Here is a 26,435-nt window from a genome sequence, read left to right as displayed (position 1 = left end):
TATCAAAAATTACAAGAAAAGACGAATACTAATATTTATGCGGATATGTTGAGATAAATTCGAAGTGATAATCCTTATGTTTCTTCAGGCTATCAATTAAAGCTACCAATAACTGCTGCCCTTTTTTATTCTGAAACATATCATCATGCATCAGTAAAACGACATTATTTGGTTTCAGGGTAGATTTATTGCCAAGCATGGTACGAATACGTGTGTATATCTCATTGACAGACTGAACAGGGTTACCGGAAAGTCCATGTATTTTCCACTCGACATCCCAGCCATATATACTGTATCCCTTTGTTCCAAGTAGGTCAGCGGTTTGGCTTCCACTAGTCAAATCAACACGTCTAACATCGTCGAATAACCAAATGTTACGCCCCGGCATACGTACAATCTTGTGTTTCAAAGACAGGGCTTCCTCACATTTATCAAAATCTGCAAGTGCTAAATCTGGATTACTATAGAAGGCATGAAACTTATTTCCAGCATGGGTATAGCTGTGATTATAACATTCGACTAATGGATTCTTTGCATAACGTTCAAAATCATTCTTTAAACGTTTACTCATATTGGCATGCTTGCCAACTAAAAAGGCACTTACTTTGGTGTCTTTTGCTGTAGCTATAGAATCAATAGCGCGAGACCCTATTAAAGGCCCATCATCAAAGGTTAAATAAATGTGCTTATCTTTTTTGTTTAATTCGCGATAAATAGAATCCCGAAGATTACGCTTCGCTTGCTTAGGCTCAATCTTGTTCGAAGAATCTACAGCTGGAAAAACAATCAGATTTCGGTTTAAGGAGTCCAATTTATCCATTAAGTAACTGGTGTCCTGCTGAACGAGCTGCTCAATTTCTTCAACTAAAGATCCGGACTCCTTCCCTCCTTTTTTATCTGCAGTTGAACCGACAATTTGATTACAAGAATAAAAGACTCCGACAAGGATACAAACAGATAGTGTAATGAGCAATTTCTTTTTCAACATGGCTTTGCTATGCACATTTAAATTTTGACAAAAGTAACGAATAATATATTATTTATGAAGTAAATAAAGAGGGGCTTATTGCTAAGCCCCTCTTTCTACTTTCATTATTTTTTACCACATGCCTCTTACATTTCTGTAGTCTCTATCTCTGCGAGAAGATCTCTCTCTGTAATGTTTTGCATGTCTTTTTTCTGCTTTACGATATTCTTTATGCGCTTTTTTATAACTCTTACCATGATGCTTATGTCCTCTACCGTAGTCACGCAATGATACTTGGTTATAGTTTCTTGAATAGCCATGGTAATGATCGCGGTGACGGCGGTGATTTCTCCAAGGACGTGAGTCATTCATCACTACTTTATAAGTTCTATGCATGTCATAACGGCCGTAGCGACTAGGTAAACTGCGATGCGAAACCCATTGTCCTCCGTTATAGTAAGTATAGTGACGACTAGATACATCGTAGTAAACATCCATTTCTGGCATATAATAATACCTTGCGTAATCATATCCACTAGGACCCCAAAGAGGTTGTGAACCGATATTAATACTAACATTTACTTGAGCGTTAGCTGGCTTTGCGAAAGCAAAGGCACTTAGAAAGACAACAACGTAGAATAACTTTTTCATATTAACCTCCTTATTATTTGTGGGTTCGTTTTTTAATGTAATTTGATGGTATGACACAAATCTTCGGCCGAAAGATTAATCCTAAAATGTTAAAATTTGTAAATAATACGCTACTATATTCATTTTAAGTAATTTAAAGTTCATAATTTGGTCACATTAATTTAAAATTACTTGCTAAAAGCCTCCTTCCAATTAATACCACTGGATAGTCTCAAATATCCCCTTGTTTTATTATCTTTGCGTCAATTTTTAAGAAATAACAATATGGCATTACAATGTGGTATCGTAGGTCTACCTAACGTAGGCAAATCAACACTTTTTAACTGTTTATCGAATGCAAAGGCACAAGCAGCAAACTTTCCTTTCTGTACGATCGAGCCTAACGTCGGCGTAATCACCGTTCCAGACGAGCGCTTGAATAAACTAGCTGAACTAGTAAATCCACAACGTATCGTTCCGAACAACATCGAGATTGTCGATATCGCAGGCCTTGTTAAAGGAGCTTCCAAAGGAGAAGGTTTAGGAAACCAATTTTTAGGAAATATCCGTACAACGAATGCTATTATTCACGTTTTAAGATGTTTTGATGATGGCAATGTCGTGCATGTTGATGGTTCTGTAGATCCTATTCGCGACAAAGAAATTATCGATACAGAGCTTCAATTGAAAGACTTGGATACGGTTGTTAAACGTATTCAGAAGGTTGAGAAAATGGCGAAAACGGGTGGTGATAAGGATGCGAAGAAAACTTTCGAGATCTTAACAGTTGTAAAAGAGCATTTAGAGTCTGGGAAATCAGCGCGAACTGCTCCTATTTCTGAAGAGGATACGGAATTTATTGCTGATTTAACGTTATTGACGGTAAAACCAGTACTTTATGTATGTAATGTTGACGAGGGTTCAGTGAACACTGGAAATGCCTATGTTGAGCGCGTTAAAGAAGCTGTAAAAGACGAGAATGCGCAAGTATTGGTTATTTCAGCACAGATTGAATCTGAGATTGCTCAATTAGAAGATTATGAGGAGCGCAAGATGTTCCTTGATGATTTAGGATTAGCAGAATCAGGGGTACATAAATTAATTCGTGCGGCATATTCATTATTAGACTTAGCGACCTATTTTACGGCAGGTGTCCAAGAAGTACGTGCATGGACTATTGAGAAAGGCTTTACAGCTCCTCAGGCGGCCGGCGTTATTCACACCGACTTTGAAAAAGGTTTCATCCGTGCAGAAGTAATCAAATATGCAGACTTTGTGAACTTTGGTTCAGAAGCGGCAGTGAAAGAGGCAGGAAAATTATCGGTAGAAGGAAAAACATATATCGTTGAAGATGGTGATATTATGCATTTCCGTTTTAACGTTTAATAAATATAGACATATAAAAAAAGGCCATCTGTTCGGGAGGGCACTGAAAAAGCCTCAACTTTCTTATGAGACTTAAAGAAATGACTGAGTATAGGTTTTCCCTTACTCGGTCATTTTTGTTCAAAGGATTTCTGGAAGTTTATTTTTTAATGGTCTTGTTGAAGGTGTAAGCGACTAGGACTTGCTATTTGAGTTTTTAGCATCCTCTTGAGATTGTTTTTGGGGAAATATCCCCTTTTTTAGATCAATTTCAGGATTCTTTTCAAGTTTACGGTGAAGATGGCCATTGCGCCCTGCATTTCCATATTGTGGATTCCATAAGCATCAGCCCTGCCATAGCCATGGACATTCTTGAGCTCACTGTTCTTGGCCTCGATCTTATACCTTTGCTTAGACTTGCTTCGATAATAATCGGTTTGCTGGAAAGCCATCTGCTCCCTATGGAGTTCGGATTTTATGGAGACTGAATAGGATTTGGTTCTGGCCCCTTGCTTGTAACATCCTTCCCTAAGAGGACAGACCTTACATTTCTCCACATCAAAGTAATAGGTCTCCGTTTGATTTGTGCCTTGTTCCTTCTTTCCCTGACGCGCCTTGCGGATGGCCAAATGTCCTGCGGGACAAACAAACATATCCGCATCTTTATTATAGTCAAACTTGTCTTTATCTTTCCTAAAGCCTTGGGTAATGGATGGATTTAATTTAGCGATGATATCAATGTTTTGTTCTTTTGCCAACTGAAGATTTTCTTTTCCCCAATACGCGGCATCACCTATTATCGTATCCACTTGCATTCCATTCTGCTGGCTAATCTCCAATAATCTGGGTAGTTCAGGGCCATCACCTTTCTCCCCCGTAGTAACGACTGCCGCTGTTATAATACGTTCCTCGCTCATCGCCAGATGTGTTTTATAGCCAAAGAAACTGCTGTCCACTGACTTGTGTCCAAGCCGAGCCTCATCATCCTTAGAGAGCAGATAGTATTCCTTTGTGTCCTCAATGGTTTCCTTCAACAGATTCAACTTCTCTTTAACAGCCGGTATTTCACTGATAGATTGATCTTGATCAAGGACCCTCTGTAATTCCCTGCAATATGCAAGCTCTTGATCCAGGTCGTTGGATTCGTTATTGTGCGGCAGATTCCTCTTGTATTCCTCATCGATCTGATATATCGCTTTTCTTAATAGCTTGGAGCGATCCTTGAGGACTTCCAATGCTGTGTATGGATTCGATCTGGAATGGGTATGGGTCGCGTCTACGATGATAGACTTTGATTTTATAATGCCTTTTTCAAGAGCAATCGTTACGGTCTTATTGATCAACAGGTTCAATAGATCCATATCTTTTAATCGTAGTTTGCGAAACTTGGTCAGGGAACTTTAATTGATCACATCCTCCTCGGGAGCCATTTCAAGAAAGTATTTAAAGGACATATCATATCTGGAGCGCTCAACGACATCTACATCCGAAACGGTGTAGATCGTCTTTAACAGAAGGTAGTTGAACATCTTGATAGGGCTCTCCGCTGTACGGCCATTCGTATGGCAATACTTAGCCAAAAGCTCGTCATAGATAAAACTGAAATCGATAAGATCGTTGATTTTTCGAAGTAGGTTATCTTTTGGAACGATGATATCGTACAATCCTGAGTAGGAACTGAACTGTATTTTTTGTTGGGTAGTGAGCATCCTGATCTCCGTTAAAGGCTGCTTTAAAATACGAAAAAGGGAGCAGAAAACTGCAATTTTCCACTCCCTTTTTTAACCTTTTTTCTAAGGGGACTTTTTCAGTGCCCTCCCGCACGGAAGGCCTTTTTTTTTGAATATAATCGTCCTGATGTACGCTTTCTAATTCGCCTACAAATCTGCGTTTATTACTATCCGAGTACATTATTTAGGTTGTTGAAATGGATTCAACAGGTCGAATATGTATTTATTCATTTGAAAAAATGACCAAAACTATTTATTGCCTACGTGGTTTTTAATATATTAGGTATAGAAAATCTAAACATTATGAGCGCTACACAGTTTAACAGAATATTATTAGCGGTTGATGAAAGTCCATGTTCAGAACGTGCTGTCAACTACGCAAAAGGGATCGTTTCAGACTTAAAACCTTCACTGGCATTAGTGACTGTGGTACCTCCGACCTCCCCTACAAGTTATGGTGTTGACCCTTTACTTGGCCAGCAACCTATAATCATTCCAGAGGTTTCAGAGATTCAACAGCAGGCGGCACAGAAGTTTTTGGATGACTTAGCAGTTGAATTTGCTGGAGCGTCCGAGACATTTACGTTTAATCGTATTGGTGATGTTCGCGATGAAGTATTGCAAGTTGCCAAAGAATGGACGGCGGATTTGATTATCGTCGGCACGAACGGACGTACGGGTTTTGATCATTTTCTATCCGGCTCTGTTTCCGAAGCAATTATTCGAAAAGCAACTTGTCCGGTATTAGTAATTCCTTTGCACTGCGATTAAGGCTTGATGAACTTAGCTGTGAACATGGAATCGGCACGACGATCATAGCCTAAAATAGGTGTCATGCTCTCCAATTTAAGGTTAAGTTCATTTTCTATATAATCTACTATATGTTCATTTTCATCTTGAAAAACAGAACATGTGATGTAGATTAATGAGGAGCCGGACTTCAGATAAGGAATAGCATTTCTAACGATTGCTTTCTGCAAGGTAGAGTATGTGTTTAAATCCGCTAATTGGAATTTTGAGAGCATCTCTGGCGTTCTTCCCCAGGTTCCTGAACCTGAACAAGGGGCATCGATAATAATGCCGTCAAAGCGCTCTTTTGCCATGATATGATCGACAGGGTTACTGAGGTCTAATATTTTCCTTCGATAAGGCTTTTTGATCCCAGCGATATCGAATCTTTCATCCAAGTTTCTGAGTATGCTAGCGCGAACATCAGAGACCATCAGGTTAATCGAAGGGTATTGATCTAACAACAATAGCGATTTGCCTCCTGAGGCTGCACATGCATCCCACCAGCTTTCATTTGGTTTCGCTTCGACTGCATTTAAGCTTTGTTGAGAGGATAAGTCTTGAACTTCATATAAGCCCTGTATAGAACTCATCGATTGCAAGTTAAGTCCATTAGGCAGCGCAATTGTTCGATCTGAAACTTCCGTAAATGGCAATTCTTTCTTTTGAAGCTCCGCTTTCACGATTTGTTCGCTACCACGCTTTACACGAATAAATAAATCAGGTTGTATAAAATGAGAACTTATAAATTCTTGGCTATTGATCGAGCTTGACAAATGTTCAGGAAGAGGGAATACGGCATCTAGAAACTCCCCATATTGGGCTGTGATAAACTGAATCTTATCGTTTAAGATAGGATAATCATTTGTCAACCAATCTGGTTTAAACTCTTGCACGAGCGCACTTTCCTTTTCACAAAGAAACTCGGCGATTGCTAAGCGTTCGATAAGTTCATTTTCTGCAAATGCTTTTCCTAAACGGAACAGATTATAGCAGTATCTGGAGTTCATCCTTCTATCGGATGACCCCATCTGCTTATTTTGTTTATAAAACTGTGTTAAATATCGGGAGAAAGGTTCTTGGTATTGATACCCTTCTAATGTACGCTCGAAATTGCGTACTTGCTGTTGAACGCGTCTGCTATTATGCTCCAAGATGCTCTTATTGGAAAGAACCGTTTCGGTATGTCTTTAGTAATACTCCTTCATTTACATAACCCCATTGTGGATTGTATCTGAATTTGTAGTGACTAAATATACCATTGAATTCTTCATTCTGTAATTTATCAGCGTAGTCTGCGCCGTATTTATTTAATACGTTTGTAAAGTATTTACCTGCGTCATAGCCTTTATAGGCATAATCTGAAGGGTCTACTTTAAACTGCGCTTTATAGTTGCGTTGGAAATTCTGCACTTCTGTACTCCACACTTTCAAATGGCTTTCACCTGTAATGGTCGGATCCATTCTATAGAAGTTCGAATAAGGCGTGAAGTCAAATCTATCCCAAAGAGGATGACCAAATAACTTGATATCAAATCCTTCACGAACTTTGGCATCTAAGCCAGATATTAATGAACGTAATTGGTTTTTCTCAGTCGTTCCTGTAATCACGAATGCAGTCTCCAGATCAGGCATTGCCGCTGTCAATGCAGCAACAGAAGCTACGTGTTTAACAACAATCGCTGGATTTACTTTTTTAATTTCCTCATCGATTCCTGCAATATATTGACGGTGATCGTTATCGCGTGCATCAAATACTAATACAACATCCCCTGCGCTATATTTCGAGGCTACCTCTGTAGCAACAGCACGCATATGGATGCGAATTGGGGGCGTAATTGACACTAAGTTACCTTGATTAAATTCGGTCGGCATGGCTGCTGCAAGTGGGTTTACCTGTAGCACTTTTTTGTTGCTTTGCCCCTTTCCGAATGATCGGATTTCCTTTGGATAGACAGGACCTACAATTAGCGTTGCTTCTTGCACATCTTTAGACGCTGCTAAAGAAACATTACGCAATTCGCTATCTTGAGTATCCATAACCTTCAAAGCGTATTCTCCGCCTTTCTTTGTTGCTTCATTCATACCCAATTGAAAGCCTTGATAAAAATCTAGCGCTAGCGCCGAACGTTTAACATCTTCCCCGCTCATAGAATTCACCACGACACGGTCTAATTGGAATGGCAACAGTAGCGCGATGCTTTTGTTAGCTGCCTCTGCTTTCTTCGCTTCTTCAGCCTTTTTCTCCTCAGTTTTTTCTTCTTTGCTCTTCTCACTACCTACTGCTCCACCATATACATCCGGTGAGCGTAGCACGCCAACTTTTGGAGTACAAGAACTCACAGCAAGCGCTATACCTAGCGCTGCTGCGAATACCGTATTTCTAGAAAAGTTTTGTTTTAGTTTATTCCCACTCAATGGTTGCTGGTGGTTTTGAACTGATATCATACACGACTCTATTGATTCCTTTAACATGATTAATAATTTCATTTGAAATTTTAGCTAATAGATCATAAGGTAAATGAATCCAATCTGCCGTCATACCGTCTAAAGAACCTACAGCACGTAATGCTACTACGTGTTCATAAGTACGTTCATCTCCCATCACACCAACAGATTGTACTGGCAAGAATATTGTTCCTGCTTGCCATACCTTATCATACCATCCGGCCTCTTTTAAGTTACGGATGTATATGTCATCTGCCTCTTGCAAAATTCGTACCTTTTCTTCTGTGATGTCTCCTAATACTCGGATTGCTAAGCCTGGTCCTGGGAAAGGATGTCTTCCAAGAATCGCTGGATCTACATCTAAGGTCTTTCCTACACGACGAACCTCATCTTTAAACAAAGTTTTTAATGGCTCGATTACTTTTAATTTCATGTAATCGGGTAAACCGCCCACGTTATGATGCGACTTAATTGTTGCGGAAGGACCTTTTACCGAGATTGATTCAATAATATCTGGATAAATTGTTCCTTGACCTAACCATTTCGCTTCTGCTCCGTCAGGAAGTTCACGTTGTATTTCTTTAGATGCTTCATCAAATACATCGATAAATGAAGCGCCAATAATTTTTCTTTTTTGTTCAGGTTCAGAAACTCCCGCTAAACGAGAAAAGAATAATTCCTTCGCGTTTACGCCCTTGATATTTAAACCCATATGCTTGTAAGATTCAAGTACTTGTTCGTACTCATCTTTACGCAATAAACCATGATCGACGAAGAAACAGTGTAAACGTGTGCCAATAGCATGGTGTAATAACACGGCTGCAACAGTAGAGTCAACACCACCAGAAAGCGCCATAATCACGTGATCATTGCCTAACTGTTCTTTTAATTCAGCAACAGTCGTTTCTACGAAAGCATCTGGTGTCCAATCTTGATGACAACCACAGATATCGATGACGAAGTTCTTCAATAGAACTTGACCATCAGTACTATGTGTTACTTCTGGGTGAAATTGAATACCGTATGTTCTTGTTCCTTCAATATGGTAAGCAGCCACACGTACTTTATCAGTACTTGATATAATCTTAAAATTAGCTGGAACTTCTTTGATAGTATCACCATGTGACATCCATACTTGAGATTGTACAGGAATGCCTTTTAATAATTCATTCTCTTGGTCTACAAACTGTAAGTTTGCGCGACCATACTCGCGAATCGTAGAAGGTAATACTTCACCTCCAGATTGTTGCGCGATGTATTGTGCACCATAGCATACACCTAACAAAGGATATTTCTCTTGAATTGCCTTAAAGTCAATTTGAGGAGCTTCTTCCTGACGTACTGAATAAGGACTTCCTGAAAATATAACACCTTTTACAGCGTCATCAAATGCCGGTAGATTGTTGTATGGGTGGATTTCACAATAAACATTTAACTCCCTCACGCGACGTGCGATTAATTGGGTATATTGAGATCCAAAATCGAGAATGATTATTTTTTCTGACATGCCGCAAAGTTACAATTTCAATATTGATTTTACAGGAGGAAATTTAACAATTTCATCATATAAAGCTTACCATAAGCTGCAGTTAAGCCATCATTAACTTAGCGGATATGATTTCAGTGGTTATTAAAGCGTCTGATCGTTTTTAATAAAGTTAATCTTACCACCAGCGATACGCTTATGAGTACGTTGTTTTGGTTCGCCATACACATCAATAACACCGCCAGCACGGGTTTGTACATCGGCTGATTCGGTTGCATAAATCTCCGTTTTACCACCAGCATTCGTACGAATTAATGCACGCTCTGCTTTTAAGTCTTTCCCGAAGAATGATCCTCCAGCGGTATTGTTGACCGTTAGCTCCTGTGTTGTTCCCAATAAATCAATTACTGACCCGGTGTTGGATTCTACTTCGACTTGTTGGGCATCGATCTTCGCACGAATCTTTGCGCCTTCATTTGCAAAAATATCTAAGCGAGCATTCTTCAAAGTTTCCTCTTCAAAGTTTACCTCTGCACCTTTTCTAGCAATAATTTTAGAAACCGTTGGGGTATAAATAATAACAGACGCTTGATTACCTTTTAGGTAATAACCTGCTTTCATTTTTAATCGAAGCTCTTTGTTGGTAATAATGGTCTCTACTTTATCGGCTAATTCGCCTTCTATTTGCAACTCATTACGGTCGCTTGGAACAACCGTTACCCAAATACGATCAGTCACTTCTAGGGTGTTGATCTCATTAATCTGCATGTTAACCTGTGCTTTTGCGCCTATCACACCTAGGCCAATCAGCATAAAAAATAAAACTACTGTGTTCTTCATTATAAAATATTAATCTATCTAGCTAATAACGCAAGTTCTGTCGCATTATACATATTTGCACCCTTTAAATATTTGTAAATTTTATCTTTTGTTGCTTTGTCGCTCATTTTATAAAGATTATTCATGACGTATTCCTTGTCTCCCTCTACTTGATCATGATAGCCTAAATACTTTGGAATATAGTATTGTATACATAGCCTGATAAAGCGTAACTCCACATTGTTGGGACTTGATTTAATCTCTTTTTCTAATTTATTCCGGCCTGCTTTAAAATAATTCATTTTCTTAAATGGATTAGAGGTATGCTTAGCCATAAACATATGAAATGCGGCAGCATATCCGCGTTCCACTGGTGTATTTGCTTCCGACTCTAACGATTCTAAGTGCTTTTTGCATAAAGCTTCATCTTTTACTCCCTTATTAAAATCTGCCCTAACTTCTTCTAAGTTTAGTTTCTGCCCATAAACGTTCTTCGTAACTAAAAGAACAAAAGCCATTATACATACTTTAATCATAATCTTCCGGGTTTATTTAATTAGTAAAATACAAAAAATAAGCCAAGCTAATAATCAGCATAGCTTATTTAACATTTTCGTACTTCTTCTTCTACAAAATGAACCTAGTTCTAATAGAATAAAATCTTTCAAGAAATTTATTACTTTTATACTTAACCAATTCAACAGAAACAATTATTAAAAATTTCAATTATGGAAAATTTTGAACCAGAATCAGAGCAATCGTCACATGATCTACCTTCCAACAGTAATCCGACTTTTACACTAACCGCTTCAAGTCTTGTATATCTACGCGAAGTATCGAAATGGGGCCGCTTCCTCGGTATTGTTGGTTTAGTCGGTCTCGGAATATCTTTGATTGGTTATATCATACTGACTATCGCTGTGAGAGCTAACCCGTTTGGTAGATCAGGAAACTTCCCGTCACATATTGATGTTTCTTCTTATACCTTCTACATGACTATACCTTGGTTAGTCGTCATTATTGCCTATTTTTTCCCAATATGGTGGCTATACCAATTTGCGACAAAATTGAGAGATGCCTTGAATCTTAAAAATTCGAATGTGCTAGAAGAATCCTTCTTATTCCTTAAAAAGCAATACAAGTTTATGGGTATCCTTGTCATCGTTTTGATTGCCTTATATTTCCTAATTTTTATTATTGCTATGCTTTCCATATTATCGGGGGCATTAGGTCGGTTTAATTAAAAATAAAAAAGAGCAATTTGGGATCAATTGCTCTTTTTTATTCTCTAGCTATAGAAGCGGAGATTAAGACTCTTTCACATGCCTAAACATAAAATCATATATTTTTTCGCCATGAAAAAGTCGCTCTACACTACCGTGCGTACCACCTGGAATAATGGTTAATGTCGCATCGGCATCTTTATCGCACTTCTTTATCGCATTGTATATTTTCTTAGACTCTGACGCTGGAACTGCTCGATCAGCACTTCCATGCTGAATCCATAGGGGCACCTGTGTTAGATTACAAGCATAGCTTAGTGTTCCACCTCCGCAAATCGCTACAGCAGCAGCAATTCGATCGGGATATTTGCCTGCAACATCCATCGTGCCGTAACCTCCCATACTCATGCCACATACGTAGACACGTTCTTTATCAACGGGATACTCCTGCTCTACTTTATCTAATACCTCCATTACTTTATCGGGGTCCCATCCATTCGAAGTCTGGGGTGCGACAATAATTGCCTCCAAGTCCTTCCCTCGTTCTATTGCTCGCAATACTCCGTAACGTTTTACACGCGCTAAATCATGTCCAGAAAGACTCCGACCATGTAAAAAGATAATCACTGGGATCTTTTCTTTTGTAGACTCCACCTTTGGCATCCTTACCCAATAGGAGTATCCATATTTTTCATTGTAGGCTTTAAGTTGTGCTTTTGTATTTTGGGAAAAGCATAAGATAATAAACGCAATGAGATAGCAAGTTCTTTGGAATATGGGCTTTGTCATGTTGTTTCGTTAGTATAAAAGTCGTGTCGATTTATATAAAAATCGACAAAAAACAGCTTCGAATGTAAAACATTAAACTTAACACTCAAAATATTAAGATATTTACGTATTGAATATCAATGCGTTATAATTTTCATGACATTTCCATTACAATTCAATTATTTTACTTATCTTAGAAAGACCAAAAGCAGACTAAAATGAAAAATAAACTGATTACACTTTGTACTTTATTTGCGCTTGTAGCGGGATTAAGTGCATTTAACTATAAGCAAGAGGAAAAAAAGGCAACAAACTTAAAGGTTCTTCCGAAGAATATTTCTCACGAGGAACTTGAAAAGACGATGAAATCCTTTAACATGGCCTTGGGCGTTAAATGTAATCACTGTCATGCCCCCAAAGCAAATGGAGAAAAGGGCTTAGACTTCGCTTCTGACGCCAATCCAAAGAAAGATGTGGCTAGGGAAATGATGAAAATGACCAACAAGATTAATAAGAAATGGTTTAAGCATGAATACGAAGGAATCGTACATAACATTGCTTGTAACACTTGCCATAATGGTAAAACGGAAGCATTCACTGTCGTAAAGCCATAATCTAAAGATATTGAAACCAACAATCCGAATAGAATATTGTCCTAAATGTGGTTGGATGCTTCGTGGAGCTTATATGGCTCAGGAGTTACTAACCACATTTACCGATGACCTCTTTGGGGTCACTTTACAACCTAGCGAAATTAGCGGTCGTTACACAATATACATCAATGATGAGGTGATTTTTGATCGTAAAAGAGAGGGAAGATTCCCCGAAATCAAAGAACTTAAACAATTGGTTCGCAATATTGTAAACCCTGAAAAGTCATTAGGTCATTCCGAGCCTAAATAGTAAGCTGATATGTGAAAGTCCCCTATACTTTCACATTTATTAACCCTCTGCATCCTAAAAATTCAGTAATTTTAACCATCACCCTTACAAATTACTTTTAGATGCGCATATTACATACTGCAGATTGGCATTTAGGAAAACGATTAGACTTTTATTCACGACTGGAAGAGCAGCGGGAGGTATTAGCGGAGATTTGCGCCATTGCCGACCAAGAGGAAGTGGATATCGTCATTGTGGCAGGTGACTTATTTGACACCTTCAACCCGCCTGTAGAAGCTACCGAATTATTATATAAAACCCTTAAGCAATTATCAAAGAATGGTAAGCGTCCTGTTATTGCTATCGCTGGAAATCATGATTCTCCAGACCGCATTGACTCACCGGACCCATTAGCAAGAGAATGTGGGATTCTATTCTTTGGATATCCTAATCAGGAAACTCGTCCGCTACTCGTAGAGAATGGATTTGAAATCCTCCGTTCTGATAAAGGCTTTGTAGAGATAAAACTTCCAAAATACTATTACCCAATTCGCATCATAAACACCCCTTTTGCGAATGAGATCCGTTTAAAGCAATTTCTTGGCTTTGAAGATAAGGGCGCAAAATTACACGAATCATTAAAGCAAAGTTGGTCGGATCTTGCCATGCAATATTGCGACACCTATGGTATTAATGTATTAACGAGCCATCTGTATATGTTAAAGCGTGGCGGCGAAATTCTCGACGAACCAGAGGGTGAGAAACCCTTACGCTTAGGCTATGCAGACTTGGTCTATTCTGACGCTATTCCGAGTCAAATCCAATATACAGCACTGGGACACTTACATCGATTCCATGAAATTGGACAGGGCAATGCGCCTGTTGTTTATCCAAGCAGCCCATTATGCTATTCATTTTCGGAAGCTGGACAAAAGAAACAAGTCGTTATTGTCGAAATTGAGCCTAATGGAAATGCGCAATACAGAAATGTCGCACTAGAAAAAGGTAAGCCATTGTATAGAAAGCGATTTACGGCTATTGACGAAGCGATCGTTTGGCTTCAAGAAAATCAAAATGCATTAGTTGAACTCACCCTAGAAAGCGACACCTACATCACGGCGGTTGATCTGAAGCGTATACATGAGAGCCATGCGGGTATTATCCATATTATACCTGTTATTTCAAAGCAAGCGCATCATAGCTCTAAAGCACCGCAAATCAATCTTGATCAAGATATTAAGGACTTATTTAAAGACTATTTTAAGTCGAAATATGGACAAGAGCCGAATGATGAGCTGTTAGGATTATTTGATGAAGTCAGTACGAACAGTTTAGAAAAAGAAGATTAAGCATGCTGCCATTATATCTTAGTATAGAAGGACTATACTCCTATCAAGAAAAACAAGAAATAGATTTTACCAAGCTTACAGAATCCGGATTGTTCGGCATATTTGGAACAGTTGGATCGGGGAAATCGTCTATATTGGAAGCCATCAGTTTTGCCTTATACGGGGACACTGAACGATTGAATAAAACCGATAAGCGTGCATACAATATGATGAACCTCAAGTCGAATCAGACATTGATTGTCTTTGAGTTCCTCAATTTTGAAAATAAGAAATATCGATTCGTTGCCCAATGGAAACGTCGGAAAAACTTTGAAGACACAACTACTATTGAGCGTACAGCCTATGAATGGAAAGATGAGAACTGGATTCCTATGGAATCGGCAGACGGGGCACAAGTGACCAACCTCTCCTACTCAAATTTCCGTAGAACAATTATCATTCCTCAAGGACAGTTCAAAGAATTCTTGGAGCTAAAAGGCAAAGACCGCTCAGAGATGATGAAAGAGATCTTCTTTTTGAGCAAATTCGACCTCGGCCCTAAAGTAGGCATACTACAAGCGCAGAACAATCGCAAGATAGAGAATATGAAAGGCGCTCTTTCGGGCTTTGAAAGTGTATCTGCGGATGCACTTAGTTTGAAAAAGTTGGAAGTACAAGAAGCCAAGGAATCCTTGGAACTCACAAAAACAGGCTATCAGACGCTATTGCAAAAGGTTCAGTCTTTGCAAGAATTTAAAGACAAGCAAAGTGAACTGCAGTCGAAGACTTCTCAATTCCAAGAGCTTTCTGGCAAAAGAGAAAAAGTACAACAGCAAGAGCAGGAATTAAACCGTTACGAGCGCACATCCAATGCTTTCCGAGAACCTTTAAATCAAATACAGTCTCTCAATATAGATCGAGAAGCTTTAATCCACAAAATAGAGAACTTTCAGTCGAGTAAGGAACGTCAATCGCAAGAAATTGATATCCTAGAGCGGGAGATATTGGCAATTCAAAAAGAATATCTCGCCATAAATACCTTCCGTGCGAAAGCTGAGGATTATAAATATCTTATTCAGATTAAAGAGAATGACCAAAAGGAGTTAGAGTTATTGCATAGATTAACGAAAGGCGATCCAATTGTAATAAAAGCAAAAAATACTGAGGATGCTACTGTTAGTAAGCTATCCGATTTAGAAAAGCAGTTAGAGACACTAAAGTCAGATAAAATTGATACCACGCAACTTATCGCAATGGAGAACTGGTATCAGCGCAAGGAGAATATACAGCAGCAACAGACGCAAGTTCAACAGCAACTTCAGACACTGCAAGCACAGATCGATGAAGAGACAGCACTCATGGTATCCTTAGGATATGAGGAGTCTAATTGGGAGGCTAAACTTAGTCAAGAGTTGGAATCCTTAGATCAGGAAACACTGAAACTAAGAGAACAGGAAACACATTTAAAGGTTCAAGCAAAGCTTGTTAATTTTGCCAATGACCTACAACATGGTCAACCATGTCCGCTATGTGGTGCCTTAGACCATCCGCAGCCCATGCAGACTGAACATGTTAATGAGGAATTACAGACGAATGAAACGGCAAAGAACGAGCTTAATAAGCGACGTCTGCAAACCCTATCGATCAAAGAGCAGCTGACTAAAGCAAACATGTCAGTTCAAGGAAAGCGAGGCAATACCATACAATTAGGACAATCGCTTGACCAGTACGAAAGTCAGCTAGCGAGTCATTTAGGAACATTCCAATGGGATGGCTATTCAACAGAAGATAGCGGTGCATTTGAAGCGCAAAAACAGAAGTTGAAACACAGCGAGGCATTGCAAGCTGATCTAGAGCAACAGATCAAACAGCAGCGTGAGGATTTGCAAAGAACGCAAACAAGTATTGCGCGTTTTGAAAAAGAGCTCGACAGCATTCGCAATGAAATTGCCGTTGTACAAGGATTGAGTAATCATAGTAAGAGTTTATTACAGCAATTCCAATGGGAAGAGTTTAAAGACCGTCCTTTGGATGAGCTAAAACATGAGAAACTCAATTTAGACAACCGCATAATTTATATTGAAAGTACGTACCTGCAACTTACACAGAAGATTAATACGTTTAAAACGAAACTCGCGGAAATCGTTGGTCAATACAATAGCTCGAAGGAGCAGTTGAGTATTTACAACCAGCAGATTAAAGCACGTCAAGAGCAACTTGCGAAGTTATTGAAAGAGTTTCAATTGAATGATATTACTGAGGTGCAACAGATTATTCGACGCCCACTTCCTGTAGAGCAAATGCGCCAAGAAATCCAGCAATTTTATATTCGCATGGAAGTCTTGGAAACGCAGATTAACGCATTAAAAGAATTCTTAGCGAATAAAGCCTTTAGTGATGAAGAGCTAGAAACAACGGCGGATTTATTCAATTTGAAAAAAGAGGAATTGGAGCTGCAATTAGCCTTAACAGGTGCTTTGGAGAAAGAACTGTCATTCTTAACGATTGAATTTGGTAAGAAAGAAAAGCTCTTGGAAGAGTATGAACAACTCTCGAATCGTGCGAACAATTTAAAGACCTTAGAAAACCTATTTAAAGGGAATGGCTTTGTAAATTATATTTCAAGTATACATTTGCGACAAATGTGCGAGATGGCGAATCATCGTTTCCATCGATTGACAAGGAATCAGTTAAGTCTTACAATAAACGAAAACAATGAGTTTGAAGTTGTTGATTTCCTTAATGACGGACATCGACGTTCGGTGAAAACCCTCTCTGGTGGACAGTCGTTTCAAGCATCGCTATGCCTTGCATTAGCGCTGGCTGAAAACATACAATCACTGAATAAGGCAGACCGTAACTTCTTCTTTATTGATGAAGGTTTCGGTACGCAGGATGCTGAAAGCATCAATACCGTGTTCGATACATTACAATACCTTCACCAAGAAAACAGAGTCGTCGGCATTATATCCCATGTTGAAGAACTTAAAGAGCGTATTCCAAGTTCGATCAATATTGTTAAAGACCATGATAAAGGAAGTAAAGTAACACAATACGCAAACTAATAGCGCTGAAAATATGAAAGGTCCCGCATCACTGCGAGACCTTCATCAATTAAACATATAACCACTAACTAATATATATAACCTTTAAAACTTAACCTTTATGAACTATACTTGATCAGTTGTCTGCTCGGTAGTTTCGACTGGTTTAAAGTTTCCTTTTCCACCTTTGCGGGGTTCTCTACCTTGATCTCTTCTTGAACCCTTATCAAAACGTTGTTTTTTCTCAGCCAACTTATTCTTATAAACCTCTTTTTGTTCAGCAGTCAATAAGTTCTCAAACTCTTGACGATCTGCTTTCATCTCTTGCATACGAGCTTCGCGTTCTGCTTTGCGAGCTTCTGCTTTTGCTTTCCATTCCTGAGCTTTTGTTAGATGATATGCATACACATCTTTCTTTTGCTGATCAGAGAACTTCAGCTCTTTGTCAAGACGTTCAGTCTTTGCTTGCGCAATTTCCTCAGCCGTTTTATTTGACATGCCCGCATGATTTCTCATGTGCATACGACCTTTACGCTCTTGACGTATTTCACGTTTATTACTATCTCTTTTATCTACTTCTGTATTTGTACTCTGCGCATATGTAAGGCCTGTTAATCCTGCCATAAATACTGCCATGCTTAATATCTTTTTCATAGGAACTTATTTTAAATGTTCAACTTATATTCTTTTGATATTTTTTAAACTCAATAGTTTAATCGACAACTGTTAAATGCTGTTAAAATGATTAACCCTGCAGGTTAGCATAAAACTGTTGTTGTATGGATAAGATAGAATTCGAGAATAGAAGTTTAATGAGCCACCCGTTAAAATATGTTAATACATAATGACAAGTATCTAAATAAAGAAAGTCCAGCTATTTAAAATAGCTGGACTTTTCGGTATACCTTAAAGGATTCGTATCCTTTATGATGATCTTCTTTTGCTTACGCTTAGATCATCTCTACGCTACGTTTAACAAATGCCGTTAAGTCAGCACCTGTTAACAAGCCTCTAGATAATAAAGCTAAATCAAATGCTTGTTTTGCAAGCTTCTCGCCTTCTTCTTCCGAAGAATCAACAATACGTTTTACTAAAGGATGGTTCCCATTAACTGTCACTTTATAGTTATCTGGCAGGTTACCATAGAAGCCCATACCACCACCTGTTTTCGCCATATCTTTCATACGACGCATAAACTCATCTAGTGTAACAGAAACCGGTAAATCGTTCGCATTTAAAGCATCCACTTCTACCTTCATATCGCTTCTAGAAATCGCTTTCTCAAAAACTGTATTCGCTTTCTTGCTTTCTTCTTCGGAAAGTGTCAACTCAATTTTCTCATCCTTCTCGATAAGCTTTTCAATCACATCCGCGTCAACACGTTTCAATTGCACCTTCTCTCCTCCTTTTTGCTCTAAGAAGCTTGTGAAGTGCGTATCTAATTGACCATCTAAGTTGAGTACATCATAACCTTTTGCCAAGGCTGGAGCGATAAAACCATCTTGTTGCGCTTTATCATTCGTATATAAGTAGATGATATTTCCGTTCTTATCAACTTGAATATCCTTTACCTTCTCGTAATATTCCTTAATCGTATATGAATTCTCGTTTGTATCCTGCAATAAACAGATATCGATAGCTTTTTCAGCGAATTTCTCATCGCTTAACATACCGTACTTAATGAACAAACCGATATCATTCCATTTCTCTTCATAACCTTTGCGGTCAGCTTTGAAGATCTCTTGCAATTTATCCGCTACCTTCTTCGTGATGTAATTGTTAATTTTCTTTACGTTACTATCCGCTTGTAAGAACGAGCGCGAAACATTTAATGGAATATCTGGCGAATCAATAACACCATGTAACAACATCAAGAATTCTGGAACGATATCTTTAACCTCATCAGTAATAAAGACTTGTCTAGAATATAACTTGATTTTATTACGTTGGATTTCCAACTCATTCTTCACCTTAGGGAAATACAGAATACCTGTTAGGTTGAACGGATAATCTACATTCAAATGAATCCAGAATAATGGCTCATCCATCGCATATGGATAAAGTTCGCGATAGAAGTCCAAATAATCTTGATCGGTTAACTCCGAAGGAGATTTTGTCCATGCTGGATTCGTATTGTTGATGATATTATCAACCTCTACAGTCTTATATTTTGGTTTACCTTCTTCGTCTTCTCCATCAGGTTCTGAAGTAGATTTTGTACCAAAACGAATAGGAATCGGAAGGAATTTCGCGTATTTCTCTAGAATCTCTTGAATCTTTGCTTTATTTAAGAACTCCTTGGAATCCTCATTAATATGAAGGACAACGTCTGTACCACGAGTTGTTCTGGTACCCGCAGAGATTTCATAACTAGTACTTCCGTCGCAAGTCCAATGTGCTGCTTTTGCACCTTCTTGGAATGATAAAGAATCAATCTCAACACGATCGGCAACCATAAATGCGGAGTAAAAACCTAAACCAAAGCGACCGATAATCTCATTGGCATCATTTGCTTCTTTGAATTTCTCCATAAACTCTGTCGCTCCAGAGAAAGCAATCTGATTGATATATTTCTTAATCTCATCCGCCGTCATACCAATCCCTGAATCCGAGATAGTAATCGTCTTTGCCGCTTCATCAAACTTAACGTCTACAGTTAAGTCGCCAACCTCGCCTGCGAATTGTCCTAATGAACCTAAACGCTTAATTTTTTGAGACGCATCAACGGCATTGGAAACTAACTCGCGTAAAAAGATCTCATTATCTGAGTATAAAAATTTCTTTATAACCGGAAAGATATTCTCGGTGTGAATGGAAATTGTACCTTTTTCTTCTTGCATATGCTATATATGATTTTTCGTTTTTTAATATTCTTTCTATGTCTACATCAATAGGTATTCCATTGTATTTTTTAAGTCATTTTGACAGCTAAAACTGCAATTATTACATAAAACACTATTTTTGCGTCAAAATAGACTGAAACGAAATGGCTTTTGCGAAACCTGACTTCCTAAAATCCCCGATCGAACGCTATCGACAAGAGATTGAAAAACGTATGCACGGAAAGGCTCAGGTGTTTCGTGAAAAGAGTGCACAGAAGAAATTACCATTTGTCTATACCCTCGCGTTCCCCGACGCGGAAAACAAACTGATCAGCGCTTTCTCTTATGGCGTATCCTTTGCAACACATCCAGAGCGCATTCGAGAAGTCGAGCTATGCTTGCAAGTCGAATCTCAGGAAAGCAATTGGATTCATATTGTAGGCTATCTAGCCAATCAGTTACGTACAGATTGTCCATTTAAAACCGACGAAATCATTAAAATTGGACAGCCAATCAGTCCAGATTCCAAGATGGATGCATTTATTGTTGGCGAAATAGACTTCTTAAACGACAGCAGTCCGATATTTGATAGCAAAAAATCTAAGGGAATTCAATTAATACAACTGATTCCAATCTATCAATCAGAAATCCTTAGCATCCATAAAATGGGTGTTGAAGCATTCCTAAGGGCGATTAAGGACAGCAAATCTATTGTTGACCGCAAATCGATTTAACTTTATTTTAATACGGCTGTAGCGTATCGAATAATGCTTGCGTTTATCTGTTTGAACGTTCAAAAAAATGAAAGACAGGAGCATAATTTGAAAAACATGAAAAAGAAGCATTTTTTAATCGTGATCGTACTCGCCATCTTTACTTTAAGCAGTTGCTTAAAAGATGATGCGCAACCAACGCCACAAGCATTAGTAACCTTATTGAATGCATACCCTGACGAAACAGGTATCTATTATCGCATGGATGGGAATAGCATTTCTCAATACAATGGCGACTTCAAAGGATTGACTTATTTTAGAGCATACCCAGGAAATAGAAAATTGGAAGTCCTTGGGAAAATGGATAATAAGGCGGTGATCGACACAACGATGTCCTACGCAGATTCTACGGTATATACAGGATATGTATATGGTACTGCAGGAAAACCAAAGTTTATCAGAACAACAGATTTACCAATCAATAATGATGCTGAGAAAGCAGCAGTACGTTTTATCCAACTTGGAAACGGAATAGGCAAAGTAACTCTGAAAATTGGGGACCAAGAGGTCGCTGCATTTAAAGACCGCGTACAAGAAACCAAAAATACCGTTACAGAAACACAGATATTCCGCCCAGTAACCTCTGGTACTTTTACCATCAGCGTTCTCGATGAAGAAGGAGCAGTACTTGTTACACGCGAAAACATCCTGTTGAAGAATGGATATTATTACACTTTTGCCCTTATGGGAACTAAAGGTGACACAGGAAAACCATTATATATCGGTTATTTCTAATCAATTAGGCAGCTTTACAATACATCCATAATTAGGAAGGCCCATATTTTATGGGCTTTTCTTATTTTTACCCTATTGTAAGCAAATAAACATGAGCCTAACTAAACCTACCGTCGACGAATCTTTCCGCGTGTTACACAAAAAAGCACACGAATTTATAAGTGACCAACATGAGGTACTCACCGAGGAATACCAATTCGGTGACTTTGAACATTATTCCGTAGATCCCGATACCAACATCCTTCGTTTCTTTAAAAATGAAAACTTAGTGCTCGCAGTTAGTTATCAGATTGTGGGACATATCGATGATAGCACAAAGGAATGGCACTGGTATTGGTCATCTGATCAAATTGATGAACAAGCACTTGAGGAATTGGAAGTCATCAAAAACTACGGAGATGTATTTAATTTCGGCCTGCTAACTCAAGCACAATGGCCAGCTGTAGAGGCAGATGCCTGGGCGGTAACAGCAATCGCGGCCTATCTACGTGGCGGCAAAGGCATATTCAAGATTCAATCGGATCAATCGCCATGCTTTATTTATTTCAAGGAAATACTCAACTCTTAGCAAGCCGGCGATGCGGAGGCTTTTAATCGTGCCTGAAATTCACTATTTTCGCAAGATATTTTTTATACGGAAAACAACTTAAATGCAGTTAACGAAGTTAGAAATTAAAGGATTTAAGAGTTTTGGCGATAAGGTAGTTATCAACTTCAATGAAGGGGTAACAGCTATTGTAGGACCAAACGGATGTGGTAAATCTAATGTTGTTGATGCAATACGCTGGGTATTGGGTGAACAGAGCACGCGAACGTTACGTTCCGAGAAAATGGAAAACATTATCTTCAATGGCACCAAGAATCGTAAAGCTGCAAATCTCGCCGAAGTATCATTAACCTTCGATAATACAAAGAACATTTTACCAACGGAATTTACAACGGTAACTGTAACGCGTAAACTATTCCGTACTGGCGAAAGTGAATATCGCTTGAATGATGTAAAATGCCGACTCAAGGACATTACAGATTTATTCTTAGATACAGGTGTTGGTGCTGACACCTACTCCATCATCGAATTAAAGATGATTGACGAAATCATCGCTAATAAGGACAATTCGCGCCGCAATTTATTTGAAGAAGCATCGGGTATATCTAAATATAAGGTACGTAAGAAACAAACCTTAGCCAAGCTTAAAGACACAGAAGCCGATCTATCCCGTGTAGATGACTTGATGTTTGAAATCAATAAGAACTTAAAATCCTTAGAAAATCAAGCCAAGAAAGCGGACAAGTATTTTGTTATGAAAGAGGAATACCGCGAAGCCAGCATTGGTTTAGCGTATTATCGCTTGGAGAATTTCCAGACGGACCTCGAACGTATTCAAGAACAAGAAGACCAACAAAAAGAACAGCTTCAGGGAACTGTTGAGCAAATAGCATCCAAAGAAACGCAACTTTCGACTCAGAAGAACGATATTCTTACGAAGGAGAAAAACCTATCTGCACAACAGAAGATAACCCATGAGTACATCAATAAGATTCGTGCCTTTGAATCCGATGAGAAGCTCAAGAATGCCAAAATGGTGCACTTGCAAGAGAAAGAAACTCGCTTGAACAATGATATTGCAATCGATAAGCAACAGCTTACGCAGATTGAATACAGTGTTAAGCGCTTGAACGAGGAGCTATTTGAGGAGCAGAATAAACTCGAAGAAATTAAACAAGACCTTGACAACAACAAACAAGAGGTTGAGGAACTGCGCGGACAACAGCAATCTGCAAAAGGAAAGTTAGATACTTTTACAAAAGAGAATGCCGAGACGCAAAATAACATCTACCGTTTAGAAAAGGATATCGCGGTCTTAGGTATTCAAAAAGATGCTTTAGAGCAAGAATCTCATCGTACATCGAATGATGCCATTGCAAAAGAAACCGAGTTGAACCAATTCACCCTCGTGGTAACTGAATTGGAAGAACGCGTAAATATTCAACAAGAGCAATTCGACCAAGCATTACATACGGAAGAGCAATTACAATTGCAGATCCAAGAAACCGAGGACAATATCCGTCAAAACACCAGCGAACTCAATCAAGAGTCTCGTGTAGTCGATGCTAAGCAAAACGAATACAACCTGACAAAATCATTAGTTGATAACTTAGAAGGTTTCCCGGAATCTATTCGTTTCCTAAGAAAGAATGCCGGCTGGAAAAAACAATACCCTTTATTTTCCGATATCCTATTCTGTAAAGAGGACTATCGTGTGGCGATTGAGAACTTCTTGGAGCCAATCATGAACCATTACGTTGTTGACCTTAAAGATGACGCCGTTAAGGCAATCAACCTTTTAAGCGATTCATCCCGCGGAAGAGCCAATTTCTTTATTCTAGAAGCCGTAAAACAACTACCCTCGCTAGCCTCTAACGAACAAAACGACTCCCGTCTCATACCGGCGATGGATGTAATTTCAGTCGATGATAAGTTTAAAACGCTATGCGCAATTCTTTTAGATGGCGTTTATCTCCTGAAATCTGAAGATGATATCAGCTTAGAATCCGATTTACCGAAAGATAACGTAACCATCTTACACAAGGATGGTAAATTCTCGAAGACCAAATTAGGTCTTTCCGGAGGTTCTGTGGGACTATTCGAAGGAAAGCGTATTGGTCGTGCAAAGAACCTAGAAATCCTCGCAAAAGAGATTAAAACACTAAATCTACGGATTACTGAGCTACAAGAGAGCTTACGCATCGAAAATGAAAAACTAATTCGATTAAAAGGTGGTTCACAGCGTATGTTTATCGAAGAGCAACGCGTGCAATTGAACCGATTAACGAATGAATTGGTTTCTGTGAAAACGAAACAAGAACAATATCAGACTTTCATCAATAACAGCCAGAACCGAAAGCTCGATATCGAAACGAAGATCGCTTCCATTCTCGTAGAACTAGACAAAGCCGAGCCTGAATTGCAAGACTTGAAAATCAAAGCGGCAACCAACCAACAGGAATTGGTTTATCTACAGCAACAATTTCAAGATATCTCTGAAATCTTGACGGAACGATCTGCAATTTATAATAATACGAATATTAAGTTCCATCAACAACAAAGTAAGGTCTCTACCCTACTGAAAGATTTGGAATACCGCGAACATCAGAAAGATAGTCTACTGGAACGTATTGAAAAAAATACGACAGAATTCGATCAGGTGAAAATAGAAATTAAAGAATCTGTTAATACCGAAGATAAAGACGAAATCGATTTGGCGGCTATGTACGAGCAAAAAGTACTGCTCGAACAAGGACTCCAGGAAATCGAAGAAGAGTTCTACGCTAGCCGTAAGATCATCAACGATTTAGAAGAAAACATTACGCAACTTCGCCGCAATAAGGACATCGCTGATACCATCATCAATGAGTATAAAGACAAAAAGACATCCTTACAGATTGATCTGAATGCATTGAAAGAGCGTCTTTCTGTAGAATTCAACATAGAACTTCAAGAACTATTAGAACAAGAAATTCCAGAAGATAGACTACCTTTCGAGGAACTGACAACGAAGTGTAATAAGTTGAAAAAACAACTCGACGACTACGGTAGCATCAACCCAATGGCTAAAGAAGCCTACGACGAGATGTATGACAGACATGGATTTATCGATAAAGAGAAAACCGACTTGATGGATGCCAAAGCATCTCTACTAAGCACGATTTCCGAAATCGATCAATCGGCAAACGATAAGTTTATGTACGCGTTCACCACAGTACGTGAGAATTTTGTTAAGGTATTCCGTTCCCTATTTAATGAGGAAGACTCCTGCGATATTGTACTCAGCGATCCAAACAATCCATTGGAATCTGATATTGATATTATCGCTAGGCCGAAAGGAAAACGTCCTTTGTCTATAAATCAGCTTTCCGGAGGTGAGAAAACATTGACCTCAACTGCATTGCTATTCTCACTATACTTATTGAAACCTGCACCATTCTGTATCTTCGATGAGGTAGACGCTCCATTGGATGACACAAACATCGACAAGTTCAATAATATCATCCGCGAGTTCTCTAATCAATCCCAATTTATTGTTGTTTCCCATAATAAACGTACCATCGCTAGCACCGATATCATCTATGGTGTAACCATGGTGGAACAAGGGGTCTCTAGAGTGGTAGCTGTAGATTTGAGAGATGTAGCGTAGAGGAGATGTTAGTAGTTAGTATTTAGATATTAGATTTTAGACATTAGATATGAGATTTTAGATATTAGACGTATGACGTCAAATTTTATTGTCATTAAACAGAAAAGAGCCTAAATAGGCTCTTTTTTAGTGTAAATATTTTTCGTTTATCGGACAGAAGTTATGTATTTGTCTAAAATCTGATGTCAGATATCGAACATTTCCCATCTAACGTCTAAAATCTAATGTCTAATATCTCTCATATATTGTCTAATGTCTAATGTCTAATATCTCCCATCTAACATCTCCCATCTAATATCTCCCATCTAATGTCTAAAATCTAATGTCTAATATCTAAATACTAACTACCAACTACTAGCCCCTAGCTTCTCCGCTTCCGATTCAGCCAGCTTGTTGAATTCATGTAATAGTAAGCATTGAGGCCGATTAA

Annotated in this window: 21 protein-coding genes and 1 pseudogene; 11 read left to right on the top strand and 11 right to left on the bottom strand. The window is 38.7% G+C overall.

From position 1 onward, the window contains the following. Window positions 1-28: 28 nt before the first annotated feature. Window positions 29-988: a polysaccharide deacetylase family protein gene (locus tag GFH32_RS07980; protein WP_228384240.1), complete on the bottom strand. Its 960-nt coding sequence runs from the start codon at window positions 986-988 to the stop codon at window positions 29-31. Between the two features lie 111 nt (window positions 989-1,099). Further along, window positions 1,100-1,618, bottom strand: a complete 519-nt coding sequence (locus tag GFH32_RS07975) for a hypothetical protein (protein WP_153510932.1) — start codon at window positions 1,616-1,618, stop codon at window positions 1,100-1,102. Window positions 1,619-1,882: 264 nt separating this feature from the next. Between GFH32_RS07975 and ychF the strand changes: the two genes are divergently transcribed. After that, window positions 1,883-2,983 carry a redox-regulated ATPase YchF gene (ychF, locus tag GFH32_RS07970; protein ID WP_153510930.1) on the top strand — a complete coding sequence of 367 codons (1,101 nt, stop codon included), beginning with the start codon at window positions 1,883-1,885 and terminating at the stop codon, window positions 2,981-2,983. Between the two features lie 239 nt (window positions 2,984-3,222). On the opposite strand, the pseudogene GFH32_RS07965 reads toward ychF, so the two are convergent. Further along, window positions 3,223-4,671 (bottom strand): annotated as a pseudogene (locus GFH32_RS07965) (IS1182 family transposase). Window positions 4,672-4,995: 324 nt separating this feature from the next. Here GFH32_RS07965 and GFH32_RS07960 point away from each other — a divergent pair. Further along, window positions 4,996-5,463, top strand: a complete 468-nt coding sequence (locus tag GFH32_RS07960) for a universal stress protein (RefSeq protein ID WP_153510928.1) — start codon at window positions 4,996-4,998, stop codon at window positions 5,461-5,463. Here GFH32_RS07960 and GFH32_RS07955 read toward each other — a convergent pair. The 5 genes from GFH32_RS07955 to GFH32_RS07935 form a co-directional block, all read right to left on the bottom strand. Next, complete coding sequence (locus tag GFH32_RS07955) at window positions 5,460-6,635, bottom strand: RsmB/NOP family class I SAM-dependent RNA methyltransferase (RefSeq protein ID WP_153510926.1); 1,176 nt, start codon at window positions 6,633-6,635, stop codon at window positions 5,460-5,462. The genes GFH32_RS07960 and GFH32_RS07955 overlap by 4 nt on opposite strands. A gap of 7 nt (window positions 6,636-6,642) precedes the next feature. Beyond that, window positions 6,643-7,929 (bottom strand): ABC transporter substrate-binding protein, encoded by a 1,287-nt coding sequence (locus tag GFH32_RS07950; RefSeq protein ID WP_153510923.1) that lies wholly within the window; start codon window positions 7,927-7,929, stop codon window positions 6,643-6,645. Continuing rightward, window positions 7,886-9,436, bottom strand: a complete 1,551-nt coding sequence (guaA, locus tag GFH32_RS07945) for a glutamine-hydrolyzing GMP synthase (protein ID WP_153510921.1) — start codon at window positions 9,434-9,436, stop codon at window positions 7,886-7,888. Before guaA ends, GFH32_RS07950 begins: the two co-directional genes overlap by 44 nt. A gap of 123 nt (window positions 9,437-9,559) precedes the next feature. Beyond that, window positions 9,560-10,255, bottom strand: a complete 696-nt coding sequence (locus GFH32_RS07940; RefSeq protein WP_153510919.1) for a head GIN domain-containing protein — start codon at window positions 10,253-10,255, stop codon at window positions 9,560-9,562. A gap of 14 nt (window positions 10,256-10,269) precedes the next feature. After that, window positions 10,270-10,770, bottom strand: coding sequence for a hypothetical protein (locus GFH32_RS07935; protein WP_153510917.1), 501 nt, complete (start codon window positions 10,768-10,770; stop codon window positions 10,270-10,272). Window positions 10,771-10,962: 192 nt separating this feature from the next. Between GFH32_RS07935 and GFH32_RS07930 the strand changes: the two genes are divergently transcribed. After that, on the top strand, window positions 10,963-11,478 hold the full coding sequence (locus GFH32_RS07930; protein WP_153510915.1) for a DUF5362 family protein: 516 nt from the start codon (window positions 10,963-10,965) through the stop codon (window positions 11,476-11,478). A gap of 63 nt (window positions 11,479-11,541) precedes the next feature. On the opposite strand, the gene GFH32_RS07925 is transcribed toward GFH32_RS07930, so the two are convergent. After that, window positions 11,542-12,246 (bottom strand): carboxylesterase family protein, encoded by a 705-nt coding sequence (locus tag GFH32_RS07925; RefSeq protein ID WP_153510913.1) that lies wholly within the window; start codon window positions 12,244-12,246, stop codon window positions 11,542-11,544. 197 nt (window positions 12,247-12,443) lie between these two features. Between GFH32_RS07925 and GFH32_RS07920 the strand changes: the two genes are divergently transcribed. From GFH32_RS07920 to GFH32_RS07905, 4 genes are all read left to right on the top strand, one after another. Further along, complete coding sequence (locus GFH32_RS07920; RefSeq protein ID WP_153510911.1) at window positions 12,444-12,839, top strand: c-type cytochrome; 396 nt, start codon at window positions 12,444-12,446, stop codon at window positions 12,837-12,839. Window positions 12,840-12,849: 10 nt separating this feature from the next. Beyond that, window positions 12,850-13,128, top strand: a complete 279-nt coding sequence (locus tag GFH32_RS07915) for an Rdx family protein (protein WP_153510909.1) — start codon at window positions 12,850-12,852, stop codon at window positions 13,126-13,128. Between the two features lie 101 nt (window positions 13,129-13,229). Further along, window positions 13,230-14,456, top strand: coding sequence for a metallophosphoesterase family protein (locus GFH32_RS07910; protein WP_153510907.1), 1,227 nt, complete (start codon window positions 13,230-13,232; stop codon window positions 14,454-14,456). A 2-nt stretch (window positions 14,457-14,458) separates the two neighbouring features. Next, entirely contained in the window at window positions 14,459-17,500 is a 3,042-nt protein-coding gene (locus tag GFH32_RS07905) for an SbcC/MukB-like Walker B domain-containing protein (protein WP_153510905.1), read from the top strand. A gap of 105 nt (window positions 17,501-17,605) precedes the next feature. Here the strand turns inward: GFH32_RS07905 and GFH32_RS07900 are convergent, their stop codons facing one another. Together GFH32_RS07900 and htpG are read right to left on the bottom strand one after the other, a co-directional pair. Continuing rightward, a complete protein-coding gene (locus tag GFH32_RS07900) occupies window positions 17,606-18,133 on the bottom strand; it encodes a hypothetical protein (protein WP_153510903.1) in 528 nt (175 codons plus the stop codon). A 296-nt stretch (window positions 18,134-18,429) separates the two neighbouring features. Next, window positions 18,430-20,319, bottom strand: a complete 1,890-nt coding sequence (htpG, locus tag GFH32_RS07895) for a molecular chaperone HtpG (protein ID WP_153510901.1) — start codon at window positions 20,317-20,319, stop codon at window positions 18,430-18,432. Between the two features lie 146 nt (window positions 20,320-20,465). Here htpG and GFH32_RS07890 point away from each other — a divergent pair, with 146 nt between their 5' ends. The 4 genes from GFH32_RS07890 to smc all read left to right on the top strand — a co-directional run bounded on the left by GFH32_RS07890 (window position 20,466) and on the right by smc (window position 26,005). Further along, on the top strand, window positions 20,466-21,035 hold the full coding sequence (locus GFH32_RS07890; protein ID WP_153510899.1) for a suppressor of fused domain protein: 570 nt from the start codon (window positions 20,466-20,468) through the stop codon (window positions 21,033-21,035). A gap of 96 nt (window positions 21,036-21,131) precedes the next feature. Then, window positions 21,132-21,809, top strand: coding sequence for a DUF4397 domain-containing protein (locus GFH32_RS07885; RefSeq protein WP_160366888.1), 678 nt, complete (start codon window positions 21,132-21,134; stop codon window positions 21,807-21,809). A gap of 91 nt (window positions 21,810-21,900) precedes the next feature. After that, window positions 21,901-22,377: a DUF6882 domain-containing protein gene (locus GFH32_RS07880; protein WP_153510895.1), complete on the top strand. Its 477-nt coding sequence runs from the start codon at window positions 21,901-21,903 to the stop codon at window positions 22,375-22,377. Between the two features lie 82 nt (window positions 22,378-22,459). Beyond that, the gene (smc, locus tag GFH32_RS07875; RefSeq protein ID WP_153510893.1) at window positions 22,460-26,005 is read left to right on the top strand and encodes a chromosome segregation protein SMC; all 3,546 of its coding nucleotides are present in this window, start codon (window positions 22,460-22,462) and stop codon (window positions 26,003-26,005) included. The last annotated feature ends 430 nt before the right edge of the window (window positions 26,006-26,435 follow it).

Origin of the sequence: Sphingobacteruim zhuxiongii (assembly GCF_009557615.1) — a bacterium.
GTDB classification, from domain to species: Bacteria; Bacteroidota; Bacteroidia; order Sphingobacteriales; family Sphingobacteriaceae; genus Sphingobacterium; species Sphingobacterium zhuxiongii.
This window is presented reverse-complemented; position numbering and strand designations above follow the sequence as displayed.

Excerpts from the sequence above, each read along its gene's own strand:
- GFH32_RS07980 (WP_228384240.1), bottom strand. The coding sequence starts at position 988 with ATGTTGAAAAAGAAATTGCTCATTACACTATCTGTTTGTATCCTTGTC.
- GFH32_RS07975 (WP_153510932.1), bottom strand. The coding sequence starts at position 1,618 with ATGAAAAAGTTATTCTACGTTGTTGTCTTTCTAAGTGCCTTTGCTTTC.
- ychF (WP_153510930.1), top strand. The coding sequence starts at position 1,883 with ATGGCATTACAATGTGGTATCGTAGGTCTACCTAACGTAGGCAAATCA.
- GFH32_RS07960 (WP_153510928.1), top strand. The coding sequence starts at position 4,996 with ATGAGCGCTACACAGTTTAACAGAATATTATTAGCGGTTGATGAAAGT.
- GFH32_RS07950 (WP_153510923.1), bottom strand. The coding sequence starts at position 7,929 with ATGATATCAGTTCAAAACCACCAGCAACCATTGAGTGGGAATAAACTA.
- guaA (WP_153510921.1), bottom strand. The coding sequence starts at position 9,436 with ATGTCAGAAAAAATAATCATTCTCGATTTTGGATCTCAATATACCCAA.
- GFH32_RS07940 (WP_153510919.1), bottom strand. The coding sequence starts at position 10,255 with ATGAAGAACACAGTAGTTTTATTTTTTATGCTGATTGGCCTAGGTGTG.
- GFH32_RS07935 (WP_153510917.1), bottom strand. The coding sequence starts at position 10,770 with ATGATTAAAGTATGTATAATGGCTTTTGTTCTTTTAGTTACGAAGAAC.
- GFH32_RS07930 (WP_153510915.1), top strand. The coding sequence starts at position 10,963 with ATGGAAAATTTTGAACCAGAATCAGAGCAATCGTCACATGATCTACCT.
- GFH32_RS07925 (WP_153510913.1), bottom strand. The coding sequence starts at position 12,246 with ATGACAAAGCCCATATTCCAAAGAACTTGCTATCTCATTGCGTTTATT.
- GFH32_RS07920 (WP_153510911.1), top strand. The coding sequence starts at position 12,444 with ATGAAAAATAAACTGATTACACTTTGTACTTTATTTGCGCTTGTAGCG.
- GFH32_RS07910 (WP_153510907.1), top strand. The coding sequence starts at position 13,230 with ATGCGCATATTACATACTGCAGATTGGCATTTAGGAAAACGATTAGAC.
- GFH32_RS07905 (WP_153510905.1), top strand. The coding sequence starts at position 14,459 with ATGCTGCCATTATATCTTAGTATAGAAGGACTATACTCCTATCAAGAA.
- GFH32_RS07900 (WP_153510903.1), bottom strand. The coding sequence starts at position 18,133 with ATGAAAAAGATATTAAGCATGGCAGTATTTATGGCAGGATTAACAGGC.
- htpG (WP_153510901.1), bottom strand. The coding sequence starts at position 20,319 with ATGCAAGAAGAAAAAGGTACAATTTCCATTCACACCGAGAATATCTTT.
- GFH32_RS07890 (WP_153510899.1), top strand. The coding sequence starts at position 20,466 with ATGGCTTTTGCGAAACCTGACTTCCTAAAATCCCCGATCGAACGCTAT.
- GFH32_RS07885 (WP_160366888.1), top strand. The coding sequence starts at position 21,132 with ATGAAAAAGAAGCATTTTTTAATCGTGATCGTACTCGCCATCTTTACT.
- GFH32_RS07880 (WP_153510895.1), top strand. The coding sequence starts at position 21,901 with ATGAGCCTAACTAAACCTACCGTCGACGAATCTTTCCGCGTGTTACAC.
- smc (WP_153510893.1), top strand. The coding sequence starts at position 22,460 with ATGCAGTTAACGAAGTTAGAAATTAAAGGATTTAAGAGTTTTGGCGAT.